Source organism: Franconibacter daqui, from assembly GCF_014644275.1.
GTDB classification, from domain to species: domain Bacteria; phylum Pseudomonadota; class Gammaproteobacteria; order Enterobacterales; family Enterobacteriaceae; genus Franconibacter; species Franconibacter pulveris.
On the sequence record NZ_BMKJ01000007.1, the window covers coordinates 168,819 to 192,995 of the forward strand.

Consider the following 24,177-nt stretch of genomic DNA (forward strand, 5'->3'; position numbering starts at 1 on the left):
ACAGGGTAAACATAGCCCCGCAAGCGTAATTTGTCATAGACGTCGGTCGTTTAGCCGGACGGGAATCCGGGGATGATCACTCATAACAAAGCGTCTCAACGCCCCTTTTTAACGGAGCGGCGCTGAAGCTGACGCGCATGTTCTTGCTGCATTTTGAGCCTCAGACACCAGCGGACCAGGTTAACCATCTCCCGGCTGTTTATTATTCGCCAGGCAAGCCATAACAGCATCACGCCTGTGGCCCAGCTCAGCCCAAAGAGAAGCGAGATCGGCTGAAAAACCAGCCCGCAAACCAGCGTCGCCAGGCTTATCGCCAGGTGTAAAAACCAGCCATAAAACAGCGTAAGCAGGCCGCTGCGCCGGCCTTTTGTAATAGCCAGCGTGCTGGTCATGAGCAGCGCCAGCCAGACGATGCCTGCGATTATCCACACGAGAGAAAAAGCCGGACGCAGCGCAGCGACGTTTGCCACTGCACTGAAGAATAGTGCGTAGCCGCTCGCCACCAGCACATGGTAGTAAGAGGAGGTGCCGAAATAGCGGGATGTGGGCGCATCGCTACACTGCGCTATGTTCCGCTTCAGCTTGTGCAGCCTGCGATGCGAGATATCGTCTTCAACCTCGGCGCTGAACGCCAGCAACTGCGAGAACCGGGAACCGGAAATCCATGCAAACAGGGCCATAAAAGCGTGTTTTCCATTACGTTGCTGAAAAAAAAGAGGTTGCCGTCTGGCAACCTCTTCAGAGGATAACACGAGTCAGGAGGGATTATTCTACCGTAACCGATTTCGCCAGGTTGCGCGGCTGGTCCACATCGGTGCCTTTAATCAGCGCCACGTGGTAAGCCAGCAGTTGCAGCGGCACGGTGTAGAAAATGGGCGCAATCACCTCTTCCACATGCGGCATCGGGATAATGTGCATGTTTTCGCTGCTGGTGAAACCGGCGTCCTGATCGGCGAAGACATAGAGCTGGCCGCCGCGGGCGCGCACTTCTTCGATATTAGACTTCAGTTTTTCCAGCAGTTCGTTGTTAGGCGCAACCACAATCACCGGCATATCCGCATCGATAAGCGCCAGCGGGCCATGTTTCAGCTCGCCTGCGGCATAGGCTTCCGCATGGATATAAGAGATCTCTTTGAGCTTTAACGCCCCTTCCAGCGCGATGGGGTACTGATCGCCGCGGCCCAGGAACAGCGCATGGTGTTTCTCCGAGAAGCCCTCTGCGAGCTGCTCAATACGTTTGTCCTGGGAAAGCATCTGCTCAATGCGGCTCGGCAACGCCTGCAGGCCGTGAACGATGTCATGCTCGATGGAGGCATCCAGCCCTTTCAGACGGCTCAGCTTCGCCACCAGCATCAGCAGTACGGTTAACTGCGTGGTAAACGCTTTGGTCGAAGCCACGCCGATTTCGGTGCCCGCTTTGGTCATCAGCGCCAGCGAGGATTCACGCACCAGCGAAGAACCCGGGACGTTACAGATAGCGAGCGAACCGAGGTAACCCAGCTCTTTCGACAGGCGCAGCGCCGCCAGCGTGTCCGCCGTTTCGCCAGACTGCGAAAGGGTAATCATCAGGCTGTTGCGGCGCACCGCGGATTTGCGGTAACGGAATTCAGAGGCGATTTCCACGTCACAAGGCACGCCAGCCAGCGATTCAAACCAGTAGCGGGAAACCATGCCGGAGTTGTAAGAGGTACCGCATGCCACGATCTGGATGTGCTCAACCTGCGACAGCAGCTTATTAGCGTCCGGACCCAGTTCGCTGAGATCCACTTCGCCGTGGTTGATGCGCCCGGTCAGGGTGTTCTTAATGGCGTTCGGCTGCTCGTAAATCTCTTTCTGCATGTAGTGACGATAAATGCCTTTATCGCCCGCATCATATTGCAGATTGGATTCGATCTCTTCACGCGTTACCTGGTCGCCCGATTTTTCAAAAATGGTCACGGAGCGGCGGGTCACTTCAGCGATGTCGCCCTCTTCCAGGAAGATGAAGCGACGGGTCACTGGCAGCAGCGCCAGCTGATCGGATGCGATAAAGTTCTCGCCTACGCCAAGGCCGATGACCAGCGGGCTGCCGGAACGGGCCGCCAGCAGTACGCTCGGGTCGCGGCTGTCCATAATGACGGTGCCGTAGGCGCCGCGCAGCTGTGGGATAGCGCGCAGCACCGCTTCACGCAGCGTACCGCCTTTCGCCAGCTCCCAGTGGACGAGGTGCGCGATAACTTCGGTGTCGGTCTCGGAGATAAATTCGTAGCCGCGAGATTTCAGTTCTTCGCGCAGCGGTTCATGGTTTTCGATAATGCCGTTATGCACGACCACAATGTGGCCGGAAACGTGCGGGTGCGCATTGCCTTCAGAAGGCTCGCCATGCGTTGCCCAACGGGTGTGAGCAATACCGGTACCGCCACGCAGCGGTTGTTCTTCCGCCGCCTGAGCCAGCATCTGGACTTTGCCAAGGCGACGCAGGCGAGTCATATGCCCTTCGCTGTCAACCACCGCCAGCCCCGCAGAGTCGTAACCGCGGTACTCCAGACGACGTAAGCCTTCAAGCAAGATTTCAGCAATATCACGTTGCGCGACTGCGCCAACAATTCCACACATAGTTAATGGTTCCTGATTATGGCTTTACGCCATACGTTGTCGACGACCTGTATTGCCCTTTTTGGGCGCCCCGAGCCTTGTAGAGAGTGGGGTTATTTTTATGTATCCCTTACGGGACAAGAGCGGGGGCGGTTTATTATGTGCCCCTCTGCCCGAACCGCTTCCCGCAGGAAGCGACAACACTTACTTTTTCTTCACCGGGCGCTGCCAACCCTGGATATGGGTCTGCTTCACACGGCTGATAACCAGTTCATCTTCAGCGATATCACGCGTGACCGTCGTGCCCGCGCCGATAGTCGCGCCGCGCGCCACGCTTACTGGCGCCACCAGCTGCGTATCGGAACCGACAAAGACATCATCGCCGATAATGGTTTTGTGTTTGTTCGCGCCATCGTAATTACAGGTGATGGTGCCTGCGCCGATATTCACATTGGCGCCGATTTCCGCATCGCCGAGATAGGTCAGGTGGCCCGCTTTGGAGCCTTTCCCCAGACGCGCTTTTTTCATTTCCACGAAGTTGCCGACGTGGGCGCCCTCTTCAAGCTCCGCACCTGGACGCAGGCGAGCAAACGGACCGATGGTGCAGGCCGCCTCCAGACGCGCCTCTTCTACTACGGAGTAAGGGCTGATTTCGCAGTCATCGCCGATGATGCTGTTTTTAATAACGCAGCCCGCGCCGATTTTTACGCGATTGCCAAGCGTTACGCGCCCTTCGATAACGACATTCACATCGATTTCAACATCGCGGCCGTGTTCAAGCTCGCCGCGCAGGTCAAAACGGGCCGGATCGCGCAGCATGACGCCCGCCAGCAGCAGTTTTTCCGCCTGCTCGGCCTGATAAACGCGCTCCAGACGCGCCAGCTGCAGACGGTTGTTAACACCTTCCACTTCGCTTAAGCGATCCGGATGTACCGCAGCGATGTCGTGGCCCTCCTGGTGAGCCATGGCGATAATGTCGGTGATGTAATATTCGCCCTGCGCGTTGTTGTTGTTCAGCTTCGCCAGCCAGCGCTTAAGATCCGCGCCGTTCGCGATCAGGATGCCGGTATTGATTTCATTGATCAGACGTTGCTGTTCAGTGGCATCTTTATGCTCGACAATGCCGGTGACGTTGCCGTTATCACGCGTAATACGGCCATAGCCCGTCGGGTCTTCAAGCTTAACGGTCAGCAGGCCAATACCACCTTGCGGTTTGGCTGCACGCAGGCGCGCAAGCGTCTCCACGCTAATGAGCGGCACGTCGCCGTAGAGCATCAGGATGTCTTCGTCGTCGCTAAAAAACGGCGCCGCCTGCTGCATGGCGTGTCCGGTGCCCAGCTGTTCCGCCTGCAATACCCAGTTCAGCGAGTCATCACGAAGCGTTTGCTTCAGCAGTTCGCCGCCATGGCCATAAACCAGATGTACGCGCTGCGCGCCTACCTGTTTAGCGGCATCGATAACATGCTGCACCATGGCTTTGCCAGCCAGTTGGTGCAACACTTTCGGAAGGTCGGAATACATGCGGGTGCCTTTGCCTGCTGCAAGGATCACCACGCTCATCGCACTGTTTGACATACACGTCCTGACTTTTAAAAGTGAATGAAGTAAAGCGAGTTAATACCGAAAATTCTACATATTTTTCAGCATAAAAAGGATCGCTGTTTAATCCCGCATTTTTCCTCTCACTCAACTCTTTCGGGTTTATAAAAGCACTACAAAAACGGCATTTCGCTGGTTAAACCTGCTTAAAAACAATCTTAATCAGCGCCTTATCAGTTTTTTCACTATTAAAATAAAGCGATGGTTTGCGTCTCTAGCCTTTCGCATATCAGCTTAGTCATTCTTCTGAAATTGTAAGCACGACCGCGCATACGGCGCCCCATTCTCTGAAGCGTTTTGAGTCTGGCAGACAGCAGAATTTGATCAATCATCCGAATGAACTAGTCACGATGTTGAAACACAAGGAATTCATAGCGAAAGAAGCGGATTAACAGATAAAAAGTATAATAAATAATCAATGCCAGGTGATGGCAGTGAAATGCAGATAAAAAAAATGCCAGTCATCAGACTGGCATTTTCAATTACAAGCCGGTGTTACATCGCTTTTTTAGTCAACTCGATAACGCGCAGTTTGGCGATAGCTTTAGCCAGCTCAGCAGAAGCCTGAGCGTAGTCCACGTCGCCGTGAGAGCTGCTAATATGCTCTTCCGCCTTACGCTTCGACTCCAGAGCTCGCGCTTCGTCGAGATCCTGGCCACGAATCGCGGTGTCCGCGAGCACGGTTACGTTGCCCGGTTGCACTTCCAGCACGCCGCCGGAGAGATAAATAAACTCTTCGTGGCCGTGCTGTTTCACGATGCGGATCATACCAGGCTTAATGGCGGTGAGCAGCGGGGCGTGTCCCGGGTAAATACCCAGTTCACCTTCACTGCCCGTAACCTGGATTTTCTCAACCAGACCAGAAAACATCTGCTGTTCTGCGCTGACGACATCCAGGTGGTAAGTCATTGCCATATCACCCTCCGATTAAGGCGTTAAAGTTTTTTGGCTTTTTCCACGGCTTCGTCAATGGAGCCAACCATGTAGAACGCCTGCTCCGGCAGGTGGTCGTATTCGCCTTCCATGATGCCTTTAAAGCCACGGATGGTGTCTTTCAGCGAAACGTATTTACCCGGAGAACCGGTGAACACCTCTGCTACGAAGAACGGCTGGGACAGGAAGCGCTGGATCTTACGCGCGCGAGCTACCACCAGTTTGTCTTCTTCAGACAGTTCGTCCATACCAAGGATGGCGATGATGTCTTTCAGCTCCTGATAACGCTGCAGAATAGACTGCACGCCGCGAGCGGTATCGTAGTGTTCCTGACCTACCACCAGCGGGTCCAGCTGACGGCTGGTAGAGTCCAGCGGGTCAACTGCCGGGTAGATACCCAGAGACGCGATCTGACGGCTCAGTACCACGGTTGCGTCAAGGTGCGCAAAGGTGGTTGCAGGAGACGGGTCAGTCAAGTCATCCGCCGGTACGTATACCGCCTGAACGGAGGTGATAGAACCGGTTTTGGTGGAAGTGATACGTTCCTGCAGAACACCCATCTCTTCCGCCAGGGTCGGCTGGTAACCTACCGCTGAAGGCATACGGCCCAGCAGTGCGGATACTTCAGTACCGGCCAGGGTGTAACGATAGATGTTGTCAACGAACAGCAGTACGTCACGACCTTCGTCACGGAATTTCTCAGCCATGGTCAGGCCGGTCAGCGCCACGCGCAGACGGTTTCCCGGCGGCTCGTTCATCTGGCCGTAAACCAGGGATACTTTGTCCAGAACGTTGGAATCGGTCATTTCGTGGTAGAAGTCGTTACCTTCACGGGTACGCTCGCCCACGCCCGCAAACACGGAGTAGCCGGAGTGCTCGATCGCGATGTTACGGATGAGCTCCATCATGTTTACCGTTTTACCTACGCCCGCACCACCGAACAGACCGACTTTACCGCCCTTAGCGAACGGACACATCAGGTCGATAACTTTGATGCCAGTTTCCAGCAGTTCCTGAGAGCTGGACAGCTCTTCGTAAGTCGGAGCGGAGCGGTGAATCGCCCAGCGCTCTTCTTCGCCGATATCGCCTTTCATGTCGATCGGCTGACCCAGCACGTTCATGATACGGCCCAGGGTCGCTTTGCCTACCGGGACTTCGATCGGGTGCTCGAGGTCTGCTACAGGCAGACCACGACGCAGACCGTCGGAAGAACCCATCGCGATGGTACGCACGATACCGCCGCCGAGCTGCTGCTGCACTTCCAGCACCAGACGCTCATTACCATTTGTTACCTCAAGGGCGTCGTACACCTTCGGTACGGCATCCTGAGGGAACTCGACGTCCACCACGGCGCCGATTACCTGGACAATCTTTCCAGTAGCCATCTTGAATCCTCTACGAAATAACCTGGTTAAACCGCGGCGGCCCCCGAGACGATCTCGGTGAGTTCCTGAGTAATGCTGGCCTGACGAGCTTTGTTGTATACCAACTGCAGCTCTTTAATCAGGCTGCCGCCATTATCGGTTGCGGCTTTCATCGCCACCATTCGTGCGGCCTGCTCGCTGGCCAGGTTTTCAACCACGCCCTGATAAACCTGCGATTCCACATAACGGCGCAGCAGGGTATCCAGCAGCGCTTTCGGGTCGGGTTCATACAGGTAATCCCAGGATTTACGTTTCAACTCTTCATCTTCTGAAGCCGGTAGCGGCAACAGTTGAGTGATGGTTGGAGCCTGAGACATGGTGTTAATAAATTTGTTGCTGACAATGTAAAGCTTGTCCAGACGACCTTCATCGTAGGCCTGCAACATCACTTTAACCGGGCCGATCAGTTCAGACAGCGAAGGGTTATCCCCCATGCCAGTCACCTGAGCGACAATGTTGCCGCCTACGGAATTGAAGAAAGAAACGCCCTTGGAGCCGATCATTGCGAGGTCGCACTGAACGCCTTTATCGGACCATACTTTCATATCCGCCAGCAGTTTTTTGAACAGGTTGATGTTCAAGCCACCGCACAGACCACGGTCGGTAGACACCACCAGGTAGCCCACGCGTTTAACGTCGCGTTCTTCCAGGTAAGGGTGCTTATATTCCAGATTACCGGTAGCAAGGTGACTAATCACTTTGCGCATGGTATCTGCATAAGGACGGCTGGCCGCCATGCGATCCTGCGATTTACGCATTTTGGAAGCGGCGACCATCTCCATCGCTTTAGTGATCTTTTGCGTGTTCTGGACGCTTGCGATCTTACTACGTATCTCTTTTGCGCCGGCCATGAGCTTCTCCTCAATGCCTTGCGGCTTGCCTTACAGCAAGCCGCCAGACGTTACCAGGACTGGGTTGCTTTGAAGGAGTCGAGGAGGCTTTTCAGCTTGCCTTCGATCTCATCGTTATAGCCACCGTTCTGGTTAATCTCTTGCATCAGCGGAGCGTGGTCACGGTCAGCGTAAGCCAGCAGAGCGGCTTCGAAGCTACCGATTTTCGCCAGTTCCACATCTTCGAGGTAACCGCGTTCCGCCGCAAACAGTACCAGGCCCTGCTGTGCAACAGACATCGGCGCATACTGTTTCTGCTTGAGCAGCTCGGTCACTTTCTGACCATGGCTCAGCTGCTTACGGGTCGCTTCGTCAAGATCGGAAGCGAACTGAGAGAACGCCGCCAGTTCACGATACTGCGCCAGCGCGGTACGAATACCACCGGACAGTTTCTTGATGATCTTGGTCTGAGCTGCGCCACCCACACGGGATACCGAGATACCTGGGTTAACTGCCGGACGAATACCGGAGTTGAACAGGTTGGTTTCCAGGAAGATCTGACCATCGGTAATGGAGATTACGTTGGTCGGAACGAACGCGGAAACGTCACCCGCCTGGGTTTCGATGATCGGCAGAGCGGTCAGGGAGCCGGTTTTACCTTTCACTTCACCTTTAGTGAAGTTCTCAACGTATTCCGCGTTAACGCGGGATGCGCGCTCCAGCAGACGGGAGTGGAGGTAGAACACGTCGCCCGGGAATGCTTCACGTCCTGGCGGACGACGGAGCAGCAGGGAAACCTGACGGTAAGCGACAGCCTGTTTGGACAGGTCATCGTAAACGATCAGCGCGTCTTCGCCGCGGTCGCGGAAGTATTCACCCATTGCACAACCGGCATACGGTGCCAGGTATTGCAGCGCAGCGGATTCAGACGCAGTCGCGACCACAACGATGGTGTTGGACAGCGCGCCGTGCTCTTCCAGCTTACGAACCACGTTAGAAATGGTGGACGCTTTCTGGCCGATAGCCACGTACACGCATTTGATGCCGGAATCGCGCTGGTTGATGATGGCGTCGATTGCCATCGCGGTTTTACCCGTCTGGCGGTCGCCGATGATAAGCTCACGCTGGCCGCGACCGATTGGAATCATGGCATCGACGGATTTGTAACCGGTCTGTACAGGCTGGTCTACGGATTGGCGATCGATAACGCCCGGTGCGATAACTTCGATTGGCGAGAAGCCATCGTGTTCAACCGGACCTTTACCGTCGATCGGTGCGCCCAGGGTGTTAACCACGCGGCCCAGCAGGCCACGACCAACCGGCACTTCCAGAATACGGCCAGTACACTTAACCTTCATGCCTTCGGCGAGGTCAGCGTAAGGGCCCATGACTACGGCACCTACAGAGTCGCGCTCCAGGTTCAGTGCGATAGCGTAACGGTTACCCGGCAGGGAGATCATTTCACCCTGCATACAATCGGCCAGGCCGTGGATACGGATAACACCGTCACTTACAGAAACAATAGTACCTTCGTTATGAGCTTCGCTCACAACATTGAACTGAGCAATGCGCTGCTTGATCAGTTCGCTGATTTCGGTGGAATTCAGTTGCATGCTCCAGTCCCCTTAAGACTGCAAGACGTCTGCAAGGCGCTCAAGACGGCCGCGAATGCTGCCATCAATGACCATATCACCCGCACGGATGATGACGCCTGCCATTACAGACTTATCGATTTTGCAATTCAGCTTCACTTTGCGTGACAGACGTTTTTCCATCGCGGCGCTGATTTTCGCAAGCTGTTCTTCGCTTAACGCGCTGGCCGAGGTGACATCCACCTCAACAGTAGCCTCAAGGGCTGCGCGCAGTTGCATGAACTGCTCAAGAACATCAGGAAGGACCTTCAGACGACCGTTTTCCGCCATCACCCGAATCAGGTTCTGGCCATTTTCGTCCAGCTGGTCACCGCAAATTGCGATAAACGACTCAGAGAGCGTTTCCGGCGCCAACGCGCCGGAGAGAAGCTCTGCCATTTGTTCGTTTTTAGCCACCTCAGCGGCAAACGCCAGCATGTTCTGCCAGCGGTCGAGGCTTTGGTGTTCGACGGCAAAGTCAAAAGCTGCTTTGGCGTAGGGGCGAGCTACCGTTACAAATTCAGACATCAGCCCCTCCCTCCTTACAGTTCAGCGACAAGTTTATCCACGATGTCGCTGTTAGCAGCTTCATCCACGGAACGTTCGATGATCTTCTCGGCGCCAGCAACAGCCAGCGTAGCGACTTGCTTACGCAGCTCTTCGCGTGCGCGTTTGCGTTCGGCTTCGATTTCCGCCTGCGCTTGCGCGACGATTTTGTTACGTTCCTGCTCTGCTTCAGCTTTGGCTTCGTCCAGGATCTGCGCGCGGCGTTTGTTCGCCTGCTCGATGATTACCTGAGCTTCCGCCTTCGCTTTTTTCAGCTGGTCGGTCGCGTTGGCCTGTGCAAGGTCCAAATCCTTTTTAGCTCGTTCAGCAGAAGCAAGGCCGTCAGCAATCTCTTTTTGACGCTTTTCGATGGCAGCCATTAAAGGCGGCCATACATACTTCATGCAGAACAGAACGAACAGGACAAACGCGATGGCCTGGCCGAGGATTGTTGCGTTAAGATTCACAGCACAATGCCTCTTATCTGGTTAATGTTCTGATATTGCCCGTTAATTCCAGACAACTTCGTTTACTACGCGACAGCGAACATCACGTACAGACCCAGACCCACAGCGATCATCGGGATAGCATCCACCAGACCCATTACGATAAAGAACTGAGTACGCAGCAGAGGAATCAGATCAGGCTGGCGCGCAGCGCCTTCCAGGAATTTGCCCCCGAGGATGCCGATACCGATCGCAGCACCGATTGCCGCCAGACCCATCATCACAGCGGCAGCCATGTACAGCAGATCCATATTCAGGTTTTCCATGACAGTCTCCAGTTTGTTTCAGTTAAAACGCAGTAGTGTTGAGTAAAAAAATCAATGCTCTTCAGACGCCATCGACAGATAGACGATCGTCAGAACCATGAAAATGAAGGCTTGCAGCGTAATGATCAGGATGTGGAAAATAGCCCAGGGCACGTTCAACACCCATTGCGACCACCACGGCAGCAGACCAGCAATCAGAATGAAAATCAGCTCACCGGCATACATGTTGCCGAACAGTCGCAGACCGAGAGAAACCGGCTTAGACAGCAGGCTCACGCCTTCCAGAATCAGGTTGATTGGAATGAACGCCCAGTGATTGAACGGCTGAAGCGTCAACTCTTTCGTGAAGCCGCCGATGCCTTTCATTTTGATGCTGTAGAACAGAATGAGAATAAACACGCCAAGCGCCATGGACAGGGTGATGTTCACGTCAGCAGACGGCACCACGCGCAACGCAGGCAGGCCGAACACATGCTCACCGATATACGGCAGCAGGTCGATTGGCAGTAAATCCATCAGGTTCATCAGGAATACCCAGACGAAAATCGTCAGGGCCAGCGGGGCAATCAGCTTGCTTTTACCGTGGTACATGTCTTTCACGCTACCATGGACAAAGCCGATGACCAGCTCTACCGCCGTCTGGAATTTACCCGGTACGCCGCTGGTCGCGTTTTTAGCGACTTTACGGAACAGCACCAGAAACAACAGACCCAGCACCACCGAGAAGAACATGGAGTCGATGTTGAGCGTCCAGAAGGTGGCCGGGGGGTTATGCGGATCCACCAGCGAGAAGGTACGCAGGTCAATCTGAAGGTTATTCAGATGGTGACCTATATACTCCTGCGGCGTCGAGATTTCTCCTGCAGACATGATGCCTCTTACCCTTTGTTGTTGATTACAGCTGGTGCCAGTATCTGAACCACCAGCACCGAAACCCACGTCACTATGAGCGGTACAAATTCCGCTTTGAATACCGCCAGCGCCACCACCAGCAGAGTAAAGGTCGCAACCACCTTAATCGCTTCGCCGAGAGCGAATGTCCAGGCCACGCGGCCTTGAGCGGGTGTATGCGCCTGATGGCGCCAGGCAAAAATCATAAAAAACACATTCGGCAGCAAGACTGCCAGGCCTCCGCTTACTGCGGAAGCGCCCCAGAAGGGGTCTTTGAGGCAAAACAGCAATCCGATTGCTATTGCCGCCAGCAGTTGAATGAACAGAAGCTTGCGAGCAACGTTTCTACTCAAAAGCGACACCGGCATAAGATTCCACTCCTGCTCCCTTCGAGGTATGTCGCGTGTCGTATAAAACTGTCTTTGCAGCTTAGAGTCAAGCTTCAAAAAGCGCTCAAATTATACGGAGCGGCCTCGTGATTTCAAACAATAAGTAGCTAAAAGGTGAATAAATGTTTAAATAATTTTCGGCATAGCGATTTTCTCACTTTTTTATGAAACGCCAGCGCGAGAAGCGAAATCAGCGGAATGCGCGTAATTACGGCAATTAAAGCGTGCTTTGGATCACATTATTAACATTTACGCTTACAGAAAATTTATTTCATTTAAGAATGTAAGCAACCCATCCTACTGAAATATAAACGCTTTAAATTCGCTATTTTTCAAAACAGCGAAAAACACGATAAAAACCTTTTATTGACATCCGCGACAAAAATTTAACATTTAAAACTTTGCTGACGCACACTTTTAGCAGGCTGATATTTTCACTGTTGATTATTTAAATTGGCATACAAAACGTGCGCCGTTAAGAAACAGAAAACCCACAGTAAATAAAGGGTAAATTCGCAACGGAATAATTGCTTATTTTTAAAGCCCTAATTAACAAAATGGAAACATCCCTATTTCCACTTTTTTTGATAAAAATTAAATTTTGTTTGGTTTAATCGTAACCAGATGACGTTCGCCTTCAAGGGACGGCACCTTCAGCGGCACAATTTCCTCAACGCTGAAGCCTGCAGGTAACGAAGCGATTTCATCATCAGGGCGAAGACCTTTGAAGGCATAAAAACGCCCCTCCCCTGCCGGCAGGTGATGGCACCAGCTCACCATATCCGACAACGAAGCGAAGGCGCGGCTGATAACGCCGTCAAACGGCGGCTCGGCGGGAAACGCCTCGACGCGGCTTTGTACCGGCGTGATATTTTCCAGCTTCAGCTCATGCTGCACCTGTTTTAAAAAGCGAACGCGCTTGCCAAGGCTATCCAGCAGCGTGAAATGCGCCTGCGGCATGACTATCGCCAGGGGGATTCCCGGTAGCCCCGGTCCTGTGCCGACATCGATAAAGCGAGTGCCTTTCAGGTAAGGCGCCACGACAATGCTGTCGAGGATATGGCGCACCAGCATCTCCTGCGGGTCGCGCACGGAGGTCAGGTTATAGGCCTTATTCCATTTGTTCAGCATACCGACATAGTCCAGCAGCTGGTCTTTCTGGCGATCGGGCAGCGAAATGGTCGCCGCATCCAGCAGACGATTAAGTGAATTGAGCACAACAGTATCCTAAAAAAAGGGCCAGCCTGGCGCTGACCCATGTTTAACATGCTCAGGCGCTGCGGCGCAGCAGCCCTTGCTTTTTCAGCCAGACCAGCAGAATGGAGATAGCGGCTGGGGTGATCCCGGAGATACGGGACGCCTGACCGATAGAAGCTGGCTTATGATCGTTTAGCTTGGCGATAACCTCATTGGAAAGACCGTTCACCTGGCGGTAGTCGAGGGTTGCCGGCAGTAACGTGTTCTCGTTACGCTGCTGCTTCTCAATCTCGTCCTGCTGGCGAGCGATATACCCCTCGTACTTGACCTGAATCTCGACCTGTTCGGCCGCCTCTGCATCAGCCAGACCGGGACCGAAGCTTTCCAGCTTCACCAGCTGCTCGTAAGTCATTTCCGGGCGACGCAGTAAGTCTTCGCCGCTCGCTTCACGGGAGAGCGGCGCCGTTAAGTGAGCATTCACTTCGGATACATTTTCTGCATTCGGGTGTACCCAGGTTTCTTTCAGGCGCTGGCGCTCGCGTTCAATGTTCTCCAGCTTCTCGTTGAAGCGCGCCCAGCGTTCGTCATCCACCAGGCCCAGTTCGCGGCCAATAGTGGTCAGACGCAGGTCGGCGTTATCTTCACGCAGCATCAGTCGATATTCTGCGCGGGAGGTAAACATGCGGTACGGCTCTTTGGTGCCGAGGGTGCAGAGATCGTCCACCAGCACCCCAAGGTAAGCCTGATCGCGACGCGGCGACCAGCCCTCTTTTTCCGCAGAGTAGCGGCCAGCGTTCAGCCCTGCCAACAGCCCCTGCGCGGCGGCTTCTTCATAGCCCGTCGTGCCGTTAATCTGTCCGGCGAAGAACAGCCCCTGAATGTATTTGCTTTCAAGGGTAGGTTTCAAATCGCGCGGGTCGAAGAAGTCATATTCAATCGCGTAGCCCGGGCGTACGATGCGCGCGTTTTCCATTCCCTTCATGGAGCGGACAATCTGCATTTGTACGTCAAACGGCAAGCTGGTGGAGATGCCGTTCGGGTAAATTTCGTTACTGGTCAGCCCTTCCGGTTCGAGGAAGATCTGGTGCGCGTTGCGATCGGCAAAGCGCATCACTTTGTCTTCGATAGAAGGACAATAACGCGGGCCGATCCCCTCAATGATCCCGGCATACATCGGGCTGCGGTCGAGGTTATTGCGGATCACGTCGTGCGTTTTTTCGTTCGTGTGCGTGATGTAGCATGGCACCTGCGCCGGATGCTGGGAAACAGACCCCATGAACGAGAACACCGGCATCGGGTTATCGCCGTGTTGCTGCGCCAGCTCGCTAAAATCAATGGTGCGGGCATCAATGCGCGGCGGCGTACCGGTTTTAAGGCGGTTTACACGCAGCGGCAGTTCACGCAGGCGGCGAGCCAGCGGAATGGAAGGCGGGTCGCCTGCACGGCCGCCGCTGTAGTTATCAAGACCAATATGAATTTTGCCGTCGAGGAAAGTGCCGACCGTCAGCACGACTGCTTTAGCGCGGAACTTCAGGCCCATCTGTGTAACCGCGCCGACAACGCGATCGTTTTCCACGATCAGGTCGTCTACCGCCTGCTGGAAGATCATCAGATTAGGCTGGTTCTCAAGCGCAGTGCGCACCGCCTGCTTATAAAGCACACGGTCTGCCTGAGCGCGGGTGGCGCGAACCGCCGGCCCTTTGCTTGCGTTTAGTATCCTAAACTGAATGCCGCCCTGATCGATCGCTTTCGCCATTAACCCGCCGAGGGCGTCCACTTCCTTAACCAGATGTCCTTTACCAATACCGCCGATCGCCGGGTTGCAGGACATCTGTCCCAGCGTGTCGATATTGTGTGTCAATAGCAGGGTCTGTTGACCCATACGTGCAGCGGCCATCGCGGCCTCGGTACCTGCATGACCCCCGCCAATGATGATGACGTCAAAAGGATCCGGATAAAACATGGTGGTGTAACCTCGCGGTGTTGCGAATGAGGATGGGAAGTCCCGGGCCGTGGATTCTACTCAACTTTAGCGTATCGAGAAAGCATCGGGATCGTTGGTATTAAAAAGAAGATCTTTTATATAGGGATCTTTTTTACTGTGATCTCTTATTAAGATCGACCTGTCCTGTGGATAACGGCAAACCCCCTTTCAGGATCAATGCGTTATCCAGGATCGCTTGCTGTGAATGATCGGTGATCCCACGCCGTATAAGCTGGGATCAGAAACGAGGGTTATGCACAACTCAAAAAGTAAACAAAGGTTATACTTTGGATAACTACGGCTTGATCCAAGCTTTTCAGCAGGTTTATCCACAGAAAAAAATCGATCTTTGTCGTAATCAGAGCAAATTTTTCCAGGATCCCAGCCAGATTTCAGCCGGATCTTCCGGAATGTCGTGATCGAGAATGTTAATTTTCAGCAGATCGCCGACGCGTTTTGCTCCACAGGCGTTAAGCAGTTCGTCCATTTTCTCAATGGCGCCGCAGAAGGTGTCATACTCCCGGCTGCCGATGCCAATAGCGCCGTAGCGTAAACCTCTCAGATCGGGGCGCTGTTCGTTCAGCTCGTCATAAAGCGGCTGAAGGTTATCCGGCAGATCGCCTGCGCCATGGGTTGAACTCACCACCAGCCAGACGCCTTCTTTATTCAGATCATCCAGCAGAGGGCCGTGGAAGGTTTCTGTAGAAAAGTTGGCCTCTTCCAGCTTTTCCGCCAGATGCTCGGCCACGTACTCCGCGCCGCCCAGGGTGCTGCCGCTGATCAGGGTAATGTCTGCCATGGTGTCCCGCCTTTAGTAAAACGAGTTGCATTGTACGCTGTGAGCGGGCTGGGATCTACCTGTGGATAATATGGGTATCAAAAAAGAGGCCTATGGCCGGATGGTGCGCATGATCGGGTTTTGTAAGGAGATCAGCGTCTCCGTGGACTGAATTTCATCAATTGTCTGGATCTTGTTGATAAGTACCTGCTGCAGCGCGTCAATGGAGCGACACATCACTTTAATAAAGATACTGTAGTGCCCGGTGGTGTAATAAGCCTCCGTCACTTCCTCCAGGCTTTCCAGCTTCGCCAGCGCCGCCGGGTAATCTTTCGCGCTCTTGAGAATAATGCCGATAAAGCAACAAACGTCATAGCCAAGCTGTTTCGGGCTTACGTCTATTCGTGCGCCAGTAATAATGCCTGCCTGCTTCATCTTCTCAACCCGTACGTGGATAGTGCCAGGGCTTACGCCGAATTGTTTGGCAAGCTCCGCATAGGCGGTGCGGGCGTTTGCCATCAAAGCGTCGAGAATGCCGCGGTCCAGATTATCGATCTGATAATTTTCCATCACTTTTTCCTATGACTAATAAAGAATTCCGATTTTTAAGCCATTCATTTTAGCGAAACGAAAACCTGAACGGCTTTTTTATTATTGATTATTGAATAGTAGCCGTTTTCTGTTGCTTAATCATTGGTATTGGACGCACAGGAGCCGCAAAAAATGAAAACCGCTTATATCGCAAAACAACGCCAGATCAGCTTCGTAAAATCCCATTTCTCTCGCCAGCTCGAAGAAAAGCTAGGCCTGATTGAAGTCCAGGCGCCGATCCTGAGCCGCCTCGGGGATGGCACGCAGGATAACTTATCCGGCAGCGAGAAAGCGGTGCAGGTAAAAGTGAAGACGCTGCCGCAGGCGCAGTTTGAAGTCGTGCATTCGCTGGCAAAATGGAAGCGCAAGACGTTAGGACAACATGACTTCAGCGCAGGTGAAGGGCTTTATACACATATGAAGGCGTTGCGCCCGGATGAAGACCGGCTGTCGCCCGTGCACTCAGTCTATGTGGATCAATGGGACTGGGAGCGCGTAATGGGTGACGGCGAGCGCCATCTCGGCACCCTGAAACAGACGGTTGAAACGATCTGGGCGGCGATTAAAGCCACCGAAGCGGCAGTGAGCGAGCAATTTGGCCTGAAGGCCGCCCTACCGGAGCAGATCCACTTCGTACACAGCGAAACGCTGCAAAGCCGTTTCCCGGAACTGGATGCAAAGGGGCGCGAGCGCGCCATTACCAAAGAGCTGGGCGCCGTCTTTCTTATTGGTATTGGCGGCAAGCTGGGCGACGGCAAACGCCACGACGTGCGTGCACCCGATTATGATGACTGGACGACCCCATGCGAAGGCGGTTTCGCCGGGCTGAACGGCGATATTCTGGTCTGGAACCCGGTGCTGGAAGACGCTTTCGAAATCTCTTCTATGGGGATCCGCGTAGACGCCGAAGCCCTGAAACGTCAGCTGGCGCTGACCGGCGATGAAGACAGACTGGCGCTGGAATGGCATCAGGCCCTGCTGAAAGGCGAAATGCCGCAGACTATCGGCGGCGGTATTGGCCAGTCGCGTCTGACTATGCTGCTGTTGCAGTTGCCGCATATCGGTCAGGTGCAGTGCGGCGTATGGCCTGCCCAGGTGCAGGAAAGCGTCAGCGGTCTGCTGTAAAGCTTAACGCCGCCAGCGCCGAAGCAGGCGGCTGCGTAATCCGGTATCAAAGCGCCAGATATGGTCGAAGATGCGCATGATGCCGGGTTTGCCATGCGCCGACATCGCCACGGCATGAAACCGGTGCTGGTTTATTCGCTGCAGCGTTTTTACTTTATTCACCACCTCATCCGGCAACCGCTGGGCAATAAAGTCTGAAATGACCACCGCGTCGGCATCGCGCCATTCGCCGCCGTGCATCTTCTCAATAATGGCGCGAAAGCAGCTCGCAAGATCGGTACCGCCGCGAAAACGCTGGCTTAAAAAGCGGATCGCCTGCTCGATGCCGTCGCGTCCCGCCAGCTCATAGCGCACCACTTCGCTGGAAAACAGCATAATAAAACAGCGCCGGTTATCAGCGAGCGCGATGCGCATCAGCGCCAGACAAAACGCTTTAGCGCACTGTTCGTTAAAGCCGCCCATGGAGCCGGAGGTGTCCACGCAGACGATAAACGGGCCGCGCGGCTGCTCCTCAACATCCTTATGGGTAACAGGCCGCTGCATTACTTTCTCCCGCCATGCATCGCCCTGTAATCGGTATGTAAGCAATTGCTTCTCTGCCAGTCTTCGATAGAAGTCAAACTCCAGTTCCGTCAGCCCGAGCGTTGCCAGTTCCGGTGGCAGCAGGCGAAGAATATCGTCGCTGTGCTGTAAGCCTTCCACCTGTTCCGGCACGGTCGCCGGTTCGCGGACCAGCGTGCGGAACGTCTCCAGCGGCGCATCGTTCTTCGGCACCGATTTGGCTTCCCGTGAACGGCCTAGCTGCTCTGCCAGATGAAGAAGCTCCGGCTGCTGCGTCAGGAATTCGCCATAGTTGACGATAAGTTGATAGTCGCCGCGCTTGAGTTTGCCCGCGCTCATATCCCACAACCTGCCGGCGGAAGCGTCATTTTCCGTGAGCACCGGCGCAAGCTGTCCACTCAGGGTGAGACGTTCCTGCATCTCAGTCAGCAACTGTTCCCGCTCGTTCTCAAGCAATTGCTGATTCAGCGTGGTGGCCTGCACCACCAGACTCAGACGCCAGCGCTGGAGGAAAAGCGTATGCAGCGCCGGCGTGAAGGTGGTGTTTTCCGCCACCAGCTGCGCGGCTTGCGCGGCGAAAGGGGAGTTGACCGCGTTAAGCTGGCGAAGCGTCTGTGGCAGTTGAACAATAAACTGCGTGGTGGAGAGCAACTGGCTTTGCTGATAGCAAACCACCTCCTGTGCCAGCTCCGGCGGCACGTGCGCTTCGCGCAGACGCGCTTTAAGCTGCTCCCGCCAGCGGGGGATATCCTGAGTAAGGGCTTGCTTCAGGCGAGGAAACTTTTCAAAAAAAATGGCGAGTTGCGGCGAGGCCAGCAAAGTGAGGATCAACTCCTCTATCATCTCCCCTTCGCTCACCGCCAGCATCACGTTGAGCGTATCGAGCGTCAGCATTGTCGCGCCTGCTTGATCTGAGCGCCCACGTCCTGCAGGCTCGCTTCAATCCGACCAAGCCAGTCGCTGTGAATAAAGAGGCACTTCTGCTGTTCGCTAAAGCGGTTGTGCTGCTGATGCCATTCGTTATCGAGCGCGTCGAGCTGTTGCTTAACCTCTTCCGGCACGCTCTGTTCCTGCGCGCCCGGCAGCGCCAGCGCGGTGCCCTGCAGGCTTACGTCACGAATGATAAGATGCTGACGATTGTCCACTTCCAGGTTAAGCGGCTGAGCAAAGCCAATGCCGTTAAGCTTGCCGCGGATCTCGCCGCCCTTTTGCAGCCAGGCGTCCAGCGCTTCACGCGCCAGAGTGATATGAATAACATCCATATCGTGCAGCCGTAGCGGCTTTTGCAGCAGCAAGGTAAGGGTTTCGCCCTGTACGCCCTCCGGCAACTGGTAATGCGGTCGGCGGCTGAACATGCTGCCCTGTTTTATCACCGTCAGCGCCTGTTGGTCGCTCTGTTGCTGTTGAAGCTGCAGACGGCGCTGTTCAATCGCGCCGAGTTTAGTCAGCATGGCGTGCTGCTGCCAGGCGTGGCCGGTCATCAGCGCTTCAATTTGCTGCTGCATCAGGGTCATGGCGCTGGCGTCGTGCCACAGACAATCTTTCAGCAAAATAATGTCGATGGGGGCCACCGCCTCGCGACCGCTGAAAAAGGCGCTCGCCTGCAGCAGACGTATCGCTTTTTTCCAGCGGCGGTCGGAGACATACGGCGCCTGCGGCAGATTTTCCAGCTGCTGGCGTAAAAGGAAGACGAGTTCAAAGACATTATCAGGCAGCGCGACTTTCCCTATCTCCTGCTGCCAGCGCTCATACTCTTCGTCGGTAACCTGAAGCCCTTTCGGCACCGGGTTTTCATTTTCATCCTGCTGGCTAATCAGCATGGCGCGGAAATTATTCTTCTCATGCACTTTATCGAGCCACAGGCGAATCAGCATACGGTCGTAAAGCGCCTCCAGGCTGCTGTCGGCTTCCGGCAGTTCGTTGGACGCGGTAACCAACAGTCGCATTGGGATTTTCTCTTCCCGCGCGCCGTTGCGAAAACGCCGTTCGTTGATAGCGGTCAGCAGCGTGTTGAGAATCGCCGGCCCCGCTTTCCAGATCTCATCAAGAAAAACAATTTCCGCCTCGGGAAGATAGCCTTGCGTCAGGCGCTCGTAGCGTCCTTCATCTTTCAGCGCCTGAATAGAGAGCGGCCCGAAGACCTCCTCCGGCGTCGAAAAGCGGGTCATTAAGTACTCAAACGCGCGGGCATGCTCAAAAGCGAATTTCAGGCGGCGGGCTATCAGACTTTTGGCGATGCCGGGCGGCCCGAGCAGGAACACGCTTTCGCCGCTAAGCGCCGCCAGCAGGCAGAGACGAATGGCGTGGCTGCGTTCAAAGAGCCCTTTTTCCAGCGCTGCGCTGAGCCGCGAAATTCTTTCTGCCAGAAGATGTGTTTGAGCCATAATAGTTACTCTGATCCAGACGCTGCCATCCGATGAAAGGGCGAGTATAAACGTTCCGCTTATTCGCTAATAATAGATTGATGCTTCGGTTAATTCCGGTTGACGTAGATAAAGGCATTGCCATTTAGGGGTACGATTTTTTGGTGAATCGTGCATACTGTGCGCTTTTTGTGGGCCAAGGGACTAAGCACACCCATTTCTCCCAACGAAAGATTAGTCTATGAGCACTGACAATAAGCAATCGCTGCCTGCCATAACGCTGGCCGCAATCGGGGTGGTTTACGGTGATATCGGCACCAGCCCGCTTTATACCCTAAGAGAGTGTCTGTCAGGACAGTTCGGGTTTGGCGTTGAACGGGATGCCGTTTTCGGTTTTCTTTCTCTTATTTTCTGGCTGTTGGTTTTTGTTGTCTCTATTAAATACCTCACCTTTGTTATGCGGGCGGACAACGCTGGTGAAGGGGGGATCCTGACGCTTATGTCGCTGGCGGGCCGCAACACGTCGGCGCGCATGACGTCGGTACTGGTCATCCTGGGGTTAATTGGCGGCAGCTTCTTTTATGGCGAGGTGGTTATCACCCCGGCTATTTCGGTGATGTCGGCGATAGAAGGGCTGGAGATAGCCGCCCCCTCGCTGGACGCCTATATCGTTCCGCTTTCCATTATCGTTCTTACGCTGCTGTTTATTATTCAGAAGCATGGCACCGGCATGGTGGGCAAACTTTTTGCGCCGATTATGCTTGCCTGGTTTCTCGTTCTGGCGGTACTGGGCGCGCGCGGCATTATAGGTAACCCCGAAGTGTTGCAGGCGCTGAATCCGGTCTGGGCGGTACACTTCTTTCTGGAATATAAAACGATCTCTTTCGTCGCGCTGGGCGCGGTGGTGCTGTCCATTACCGGCGTGGAAGCGCTGTATGCCGATATGGGGCACTTCGGCAAACTGCCGATTCGCGTGGCATGGTTCAGCGTGGTGCTGCCTTCGCTGGTGTTGAACTATTTTGGCCAGGGCGCGCTGCTGCTGAAAACGCCGGAAGCGATTAAGAACCCCTTCTTTTTGCTGGCGCCGGACTGGGCATTAATTCCAATGCTGATTCTGGCGACGCTGGCTACCGTTATCGCTTCGCAGGCGGTTATCTCCGGCGTCTTCTCATTAACCCGCCAGGCGGTGCGCCTCGGTTACCTGTCGCCGATGCGCATCATTCACACCTCTGAGATGGAGTCCGGGCAGATTTACATCCCGGTGATTAACTGGACGCTCTATTTCGCCGTGGTGATTGTCATTATCAGCTTCGAACATTCGAGCAACCTCGCTGCGGCTTACGGCATTGCGGTGACTGGCACCATGGTGCTGACCTCGATTCTTTCCTGCACCGTGGCGCGTAAAAACTGGAACTGGAATAAGCTGTTCGTCTTGCTTATCGCCACCGCCTTCCTGTGTGTGGATATCCCGCTCTTCTCGGCGAACCTGGATAAACTCTTCTCCGGCGGCTGGCTGCCGCTGAGTCTCGGCATCGTGATGTTTATCATCATGACCACCTGGAAGAGCGAGCGTTTTCGCCTGTTGCGCCGTATGCATGAGCACGGCAACTCGCTGGATGCGATGATCGCCTCGCTGGAGAAATCACCGCCAGTGCGCGTGCCGGGCACCGCGGTGTATATGTCCCGCGCGCTTAACGTTATTCCTTTCGCCTTGCTGCATAACCTGAAGCACAACAAGGTGCTGCATGAAAGGGTTATCCTGCTGACGCTGCGCACCGAGGACGCGCCGTATGTACATAACGTTCGCCGGGTGCAGATTGAGCAGCTTTCGCCGACGTTCTGGCGCGTGGTGGCAAGCTACGGTTGGCGCGAAACGCCGAACGTAGAAGAAGTGTTCCACCGCTGCGGGCTGGAAGGCTTAAGCTGCCGAATGATGGAAACCTCGTTCTTTATGTCGCATGAATCGCTGATTATCGGCGACCGGCCCTGGTACCTGCGGCTGCGCGGCAAGCTATTCCTGCTGCTTCAGCGCAACGCCCTGCGGGCGCCGGACCAGTTTGAAATCCCACCTAACCGGGTTATCGAACTGGGCACTCAGGTTGAAATTTAACGTCTTTTTAACGCCTCGCTACAATGCGGGGCGTTTTTCTTTTTCCTCCCCGCAAATTTACGTTAGCGAAACGTTTCGATAACGATCACAAATTCGTTACGCCGCGATTGTTTTCTGAACATGCTCTTCACTACACTGCCAACAGCGAAACGTTTCGCTAAGGGAGCATAAAATGAAAAAAGGCACCGTACTCAACGCAGGCATCTCTTCCGTCATCGCCCGTCTCGGTCATACCGATACGGTTGTGGTGTGCGACGCAGGCTTACCCATTCCCGGCTCGACTGAGCGAATCGATCTTGCGTTAACGCAGGGCGTTCCTGGTTTCATGCAGGTTGTGGAAGTGGTCACGAAGGAGATGCAGGTCGAGGCGGCATACCTGGCGGAGGAGATTAAGCAGCACAATCCGCAGCTCCACGAAACGTTGCTTGAGCACATCAGGCAGCTGCAGCAGCACCAGGGAAATCACATTGATGTACGTTACATCACACACCAGCAGTTTAAAAAACAAACCGCAGACAGTCAGGCGGTCATTCGCAGCGGGGAGTGTTCCCCGTATGCGAATATCATTCTCTGTGCCGGCGTAACCTTCTGAGGCCGTCATGGAAGCGTTATTACAACTCAAGGGGATCGATAAAGCGTTCCCCGGCGTAAAAGCCCTCTCCGGCGCGGCGCTTAACGTTTACCCGGGCCGCGTGATGGCGCTGGTGGGGGAAAACGGCGCCGGTAAATCCACCATGATGAAAGTGCTGACCGGCATCTATACCAGGGATGCGGGTTCGCTGATGTGGCTTGGTAAAGAGACCGCCTTCAGCGGCCCGAAATCCTCGCAGGAGGCGGGCATCGGCATTATTCATCAGGAGCTCAACCTTATTCCGCAGCTCTCCATCGCAGAAAACATCTTTCTGGGCCGCGAATTCGTTAACCGTTTCGGCAAAATCGACTGGAAAACGATGCACGGCGAAGCGGATAAACTGCTTAAAAAACTTAATCTGCGCTTTAACAGTCACCGCCTGGTAGGCGATCTCTCTATAGGCGACCAGCAGATGGTGGAGATAGCCAAGGTGCTGAGCTTCGAGTCGAAAGTCATCATTATGGATGAACCGACCGATGCGTTGACCGACACCGAAACCGAGTCGCTGTTTCGTGTGATCCGCGAACTGAAAGCGCAAGGGCGCGGCATTGTTTATATCTCCCACCGCATGAAAGAAATTTTCGAGATTTGCGACGACGTGACGGTTTTTCGCGACGGCCAGTTTATCGCCGAACGCGAGGTCGACACGCTCACCGAAGAGACGCTTATCGAAATGATGGTGGGACGCAAGCTCGAAGACCAGTATCCCCGTCTTGATAAAGCGCCTGGCGAAACCCGCCTGCGCGTATCAAACCTCTCCGGCCCTGGCGTGCATGATGTCAGCTTTACCCTGAAAAAAGGGGAAATTCTCGGCGTGGCCGGGCTGATGGGCGCCGGGCGCACCGAACTGATGAAAGTGCTTTATGGCGCCCTGGCGCGTACCGGCGGCCGCGTGGAGCTGGACGGACGCGAAGTGGTGACTCGCTCACCGCAGGACGGGCTGGCGAACGGCATCGTTTATATCTCTGAAGACCGCAAGCGCGACGGGCTGGTGCTCGGCATGTCGGTAAAAGAGAACATGTCGCTTACCGCGCTGCGTTATTTCAGTCGCGATGTCGGCAGCCTGAAGCATAAAGACGAGGCCGACGCGCGGCGTGGACGTAGGGGCGAAAAAAGAGATTTATCAGCTCATCAACCAGTTCAAGGCCGAAGGGCTGAGCATCATCCTGGTCTCCTCCGAAATGCCGGAAGTGCTGGGAACTGATGGCAGCAGCCGTCGGCAAACTGAATCGCGTGACTCAGGAGTAA

The 24,177-nt window shown here is 54.6% G+C and carries 21 protein-coding genes and 1 pseudogene; 4 read left to right on the plus strand and 18 right to left on the minus strand.

Annotated elements, in window-relative coordinates:
• Window positions 1-95: 95 nt before the first annotated feature.
• From IEX01_RS19535 to asnC, 16 genes are all read right to left on the minus strand, one after another.
• Window positions 96-680 (minus strand): hypothetical protein, encoded by a 585-nt coding sequence (locus tag IEX01_RS19535; protein WP_188724397.1) that lies wholly within the window; start codon window positions 678-680, stop codon window positions 96-98.
• Window positions 681-765: 85 nt separating this feature from the next.
• A complete protein-coding gene (gene glmS, locus IEX01_RS19540) occupies window positions 766-2,595 on the minus strand; it encodes a glutamine--fructose-6-phosphate transaminase (isomerizing) (protein ID WP_024556852.1) in 1,830 nt (609 codons plus the stop codon).
• Window positions 2,596-2,778: 183 nt separating this feature from the next.
• Complete coding sequence (glmU, locus tag IEX01_RS19545; RefSeq protein ID WP_024556853.1) at window positions 2,779-4,149, minus strand: bifunctional UDP-N-acetylglucosamine diphosphorylase/glucosamine-1-phosphate N-acetyltransferase GlmU; 1,371 nt, start codon at window positions 4,147-4,149, stop codon at window positions 2,779-2,781.
• 519 nt (window positions 4,150-4,668) lie between these two features.
• Window positions 4,669-5,088, minus strand: a complete 420-nt coding sequence (locus IEX01_RS19550; RefSeq protein WP_024556854.1) for a F0F1 ATP synthase subunit epsilon — start codon at window positions 5,086-5,088, stop codon at window positions 4,669-4,671.
• Between the two features lie 20 nt (window positions 5,089-5,108).
• Window positions 5,109-6,491, minus strand: a complete 1,383-nt coding sequence (gene atpD, locus IEX01_RS19555) for a F0F1 ATP synthase subunit beta (RefSeq protein WP_024556855.1) — start codon at window positions 6,489-6,491, stop codon at window positions 5,109-5,111.
• Between the two features lie 26 nt (window positions 6,492-6,517).
• Complete coding sequence (gene atpG, locus IEX01_RS19560) at window positions 6,518-7,381, minus strand: F0F1 ATP synthase subunit gamma (protein WP_024556856.1); 864 nt, start codon at window positions 7,379-7,381, stop codon at window positions 6,518-6,520.
• Window positions 7,382-7,431: 50 nt separating this feature from the next.
• Window positions 7,432-8,973, minus strand: a complete 1,542-nt coding sequence (gene atpA, locus IEX01_RS19565; protein ID WP_024556857.1) for a F0F1 ATP synthase subunit alpha — start codon at window positions 8,971-8,973, stop codon at window positions 7,432-7,434.
• A 12-nt stretch (window positions 8,974-8,985) separates the two neighbouring features.
• Window positions 8,986-9,519, minus strand: a complete 534-nt coding sequence (atpH, locus tag IEX01_RS19570; protein ID WP_024556858.1) for a F0F1 ATP synthase subunit delta — start codon at window positions 9,517-9,519, stop codon at window positions 8,986-8,988.
• A 14-nt stretch (window positions 9,520-9,533) separates the two neighbouring features.
• A complete protein-coding gene (gene atpF, locus IEX01_RS19575) occupies window positions 9,534-10,004 on the minus strand; it encodes a F0F1 ATP synthase subunit B (protein ID WP_024555015.1) in 471 nt (156 codons plus the stop codon).
• Window positions 10,005-10,069: 65 nt separating this feature from the next.
• Window positions 10,070-10,309 (minus strand): F0F1 ATP synthase subunit C, encoded by a 240-nt coding sequence (gene atpE / locus IEX01_RS19580; RefSeq protein ID WP_000429386.1) that lies wholly within the window; start codon window positions 10,307-10,309, stop codon window positions 10,070-10,072.
• Between the two features lie 51 nt (window positions 10,310-10,360).
• Window positions 10,361-11,179, minus strand: a complete 819-nt coding sequence (gene atpB / locus IEX01_RS19585) for a F0F1 ATP synthase subunit A (protein ID WP_024556859.1) — start codon at window positions 11,177-11,179, stop codon at window positions 10,361-10,363.
• An 8-nt stretch (window positions 11,180-11,187) separates the two neighbouring features.
• Entirely contained in the window at window positions 11,188-11,568 is a 381-nt protein-coding gene (atpI, locus tag IEX01_RS19590; RefSeq protein ID WP_024556860.1) for a F0F1 ATP synthase subunit I, read from the minus strand.
• 615 nt (window positions 11,569-12,183) lie between these two features.
• The gene (rsmG, locus tag IEX01_RS19595) at window positions 12,184-12,807 is read right to left on the minus strand and encodes a 16S rRNA (guanine(527)-N(7))-methyltransferase RsmG (protein ID WP_188724398.1); all 624 of its coding nucleotides are present in this window, start codon (window positions 12,805-12,807) and stop codon (window positions 12,184-12,186) included.
• A gap of 52 nt (window positions 12,808-12,859) precedes the next feature.
• Window positions 12,860-14,749, minus strand: coding sequence for a tRNA uridine-5-carboxymethylaminomethyl(34) synthesis enzyme MnmG (gene mnmG, locus IEX01_RS19600; RefSeq protein ID WP_024556862.1), 1,890 nt, complete (start codon window positions 14,747-14,749; stop codon window positions 12,860-12,862).
• A 379-nt stretch (window positions 14,750-15,128) separates the two neighbouring features.
• Entirely contained in the window at window positions 15,129-15,569 is a 441-nt protein-coding gene (gene mioC, locus IEX01_RS19605) for an FMN-binding protein MioC (protein WP_188724399.1), read from the minus strand.
• A gap of 90 nt (window positions 15,570-15,659) precedes the next feature.
• Window positions 15,660-16,118, minus strand: coding sequence for a transcriptional regulator AsnC (gene asnC, locus IEX01_RS19610; protein WP_024556864.1), 459 nt, complete (start codon window positions 16,116-16,118; stop codon window positions 15,660-15,662).
• Window positions 16,119-16,271: 153 nt separating this feature from the next.
• Here asnC and asnA point away from each other — a divergent pair, with 153 nt between their 5' ends.
• Window positions 16,272-17,264, plus strand: coding sequence for an aspartate--ammonia ligase (gene asnA / locus IEX01_RS19615; protein WP_024556865.1), 993 nt, complete (start codon window positions 16,272-16,274; stop codon window positions 17,262-17,264).
• A gap of 3 nt (window positions 17,265-17,267) precedes the next feature.
• Here asnA and viaA read toward each other — a convergent pair whose 3' ends face one another.
• Complete coding sequence (gene viaA / locus IEX01_RS19620; protein WP_024556866.1) at window positions 17,268-18,719, minus strand: ATPase RavA stimulator ViaA; 1,452 nt, start codon at window positions 18,717-18,719, stop codon at window positions 17,268-17,270.
• Window positions 18,713-20,209, minus strand: coding sequence for an ATPase RavA (ravA, locus tag IEX01_RS19625; RefSeq protein ID WP_024559895.1), 1,497 nt, complete (start codon window positions 20,207-20,209; stop codon window positions 18,713-18,715). The genes viaA and ravA overlap by 7 nt, the downstream gene beginning before the upstream one ends.
• Before the next feature lie 220 nt (window positions 20,210-20,429).
• Here ravA and kup point away from each other — a divergent pair, with 220 nt between their 5' ends.
• The 3 genes and pseudogenes from kup to IEX01_RS19640 all read left to right on the plus strand — a co-directional run bounded on the left by kup (window position 20,430) and on the right by IEX01_RS19640 (window position 24,177).
• Window positions 20,430-22,298: a low affinity potassium transporter Kup gene (gene kup, locus IEX01_RS19630; RefSeq protein ID WP_024556868.1), complete on the plus strand. Its 1,869-nt coding sequence runs from the start codon at window positions 20,430-20,432 to the stop codon at window positions 22,296-22,298.
• Between the two features lie 172 nt (window positions 22,299-22,470).
• Complete coding sequence (rbsD, locus tag IEX01_RS19635) at window positions 22,471-22,890, plus strand: D-ribose pyranase (protein ID WP_029590016.1); 420 nt, start codon at window positions 22,471-22,473, stop codon at window positions 22,888-22,890.
• A 7-nt stretch (window positions 22,891-22,897) separates the two neighbouring features.
• Window positions 22,898-24,177, plus strand: a pseudogene (locus IEX01_RS19640) (ATP-binding cassette domain-containing protein).

What these genes read in the sequence shown, in the direction of transcription:
- mnmG (WP_024556862.1), bottom strand. Translation starts at nt 14,749, where the DNA reads ATGTTTTATCCGGATCCTTTTGACGTCATCATCATTGGCGGGGGTCAT.
- asnA (WP_024556865.1), top strand. Translation starts at nt 16,272, where the DNA reads ATGAAAACCGCTTATATCGCAAAACAACGCCAGATCAGCTTCGTAAAA.
- IEX01_RS19550 (WP_024556854.1), bottom strand. Translation starts at nt 5,088, where the DNA reads ATGGCAATGACTTACCACCTGGATGTCGTCAGCGCAGAACAGCAGATG.
- atpI (WP_024556860.1), bottom strand. Translation starts at nt 11,568, where the DNA reads ATGCCGGTGTCGCTTTTGAGTAGAAACGTTGCTCGCAAGCTTCTGTTC.
- atpG (WP_024556856.1), bottom strand. Translation starts at nt 7,381, where the DNA reads ATGGCCGGCGCAAAAGAGATACGTAGTAAGATCGCAAGCGTCCAGAAC.
- kup (WP_024556868.1), top strand. Translation starts at nt 20,430, where the DNA reads ATGAGCACTGACAATAAGCAATCGCTGCCTGCCATAACGCTGGCCGCA.
- asnC (WP_024556864.1), bottom strand. Translation starts at nt 16,118, where the DNA reads ATGGAAAATTATCAGATCGATAATCTGGACCGCGGCATTCTCGACGCT.
- atpB (WP_024556859.1), bottom strand. Translation starts at nt 11,179, where the DNA reads ATGTCTGCAGGAGAAATCTCGACGCCGCAGGAGTATATAGGTCACCAT.
- rbsD (WP_029590016.1), top strand. Translation starts at nt 22,471, where the DNA reads ATGAAAAAAGGCACCGTACTCAACGCAGGCATCTCTTCCGTCATCGCC.
- IEX01_RS19535 (WP_188724397.1), bottom strand. Translation starts at nt 680, where the DNA reads ATGGCCCTGTTTGCATGGATTTCCGGTTCCCGGTTCTCGCAGTTGCTG.
- atpA (WP_024556857.1), bottom strand. Translation starts at nt 8,973, where the DNA reads ATGCAACTGAATTCCACCGAAATCAGCGAACTGATCAAGCAGCGCATT.
- viaA (WP_024556866.1), bottom strand. Translation starts at nt 18,719, where the DNA reads ATGCTGACGCTCGATACGCTCAACGTGATGCTGGCGGTGAGCGAAGGG.
- glmU (WP_024556853.1), bottom strand. Translation starts at nt 4,149, where the DNA reads ATGTCAAACAGTGCGATGAGCGTGGTGATCCTTGCAGCAGGCAAAGGC.
- glmS (WP_024556852.1), bottom strand. Translation starts at nt 2,595, where the DNA reads ATGTGTGGAATTGTTGGCGCAGTCGCGCAACGTGATATTGCTGAAATC.
- mioC (WP_188724399.1), bottom strand. Translation starts at nt 15,569, where the DNA reads ATGGCAGACATTACCCTGATCAGCGGCAGCACCCTGGGCGGCGCGGAG.
- atpE (WP_000429386.1), bottom strand. Translation starts at nt 10,309, where the DNA reads ATGGAAAACCTGAATATGGATCTGCTGTACATGGCTGCCGCTGTGATG.
- atpD (WP_024556855.1), bottom strand. Translation starts at nt 6,491, where the DNA reads ATGGCTACTGGAAAGATTGTCCAGGTAATCGGCGCCGTGGTGGACGTC.
- ravA (WP_024559895.1), bottom strand. Translation starts at nt 20,209, where the DNA reads ATGGCTCAAACACATCTTCTGGCAGAAAGAATTTCGCGGCTCAGCGCA.
- atpH (WP_024556858.1), bottom strand. Translation starts at nt 9,519, where the DNA reads ATGTCTGAATTTGTAACGGTAGCTCGCCCCTACGCCAAAGCAGCTTTT.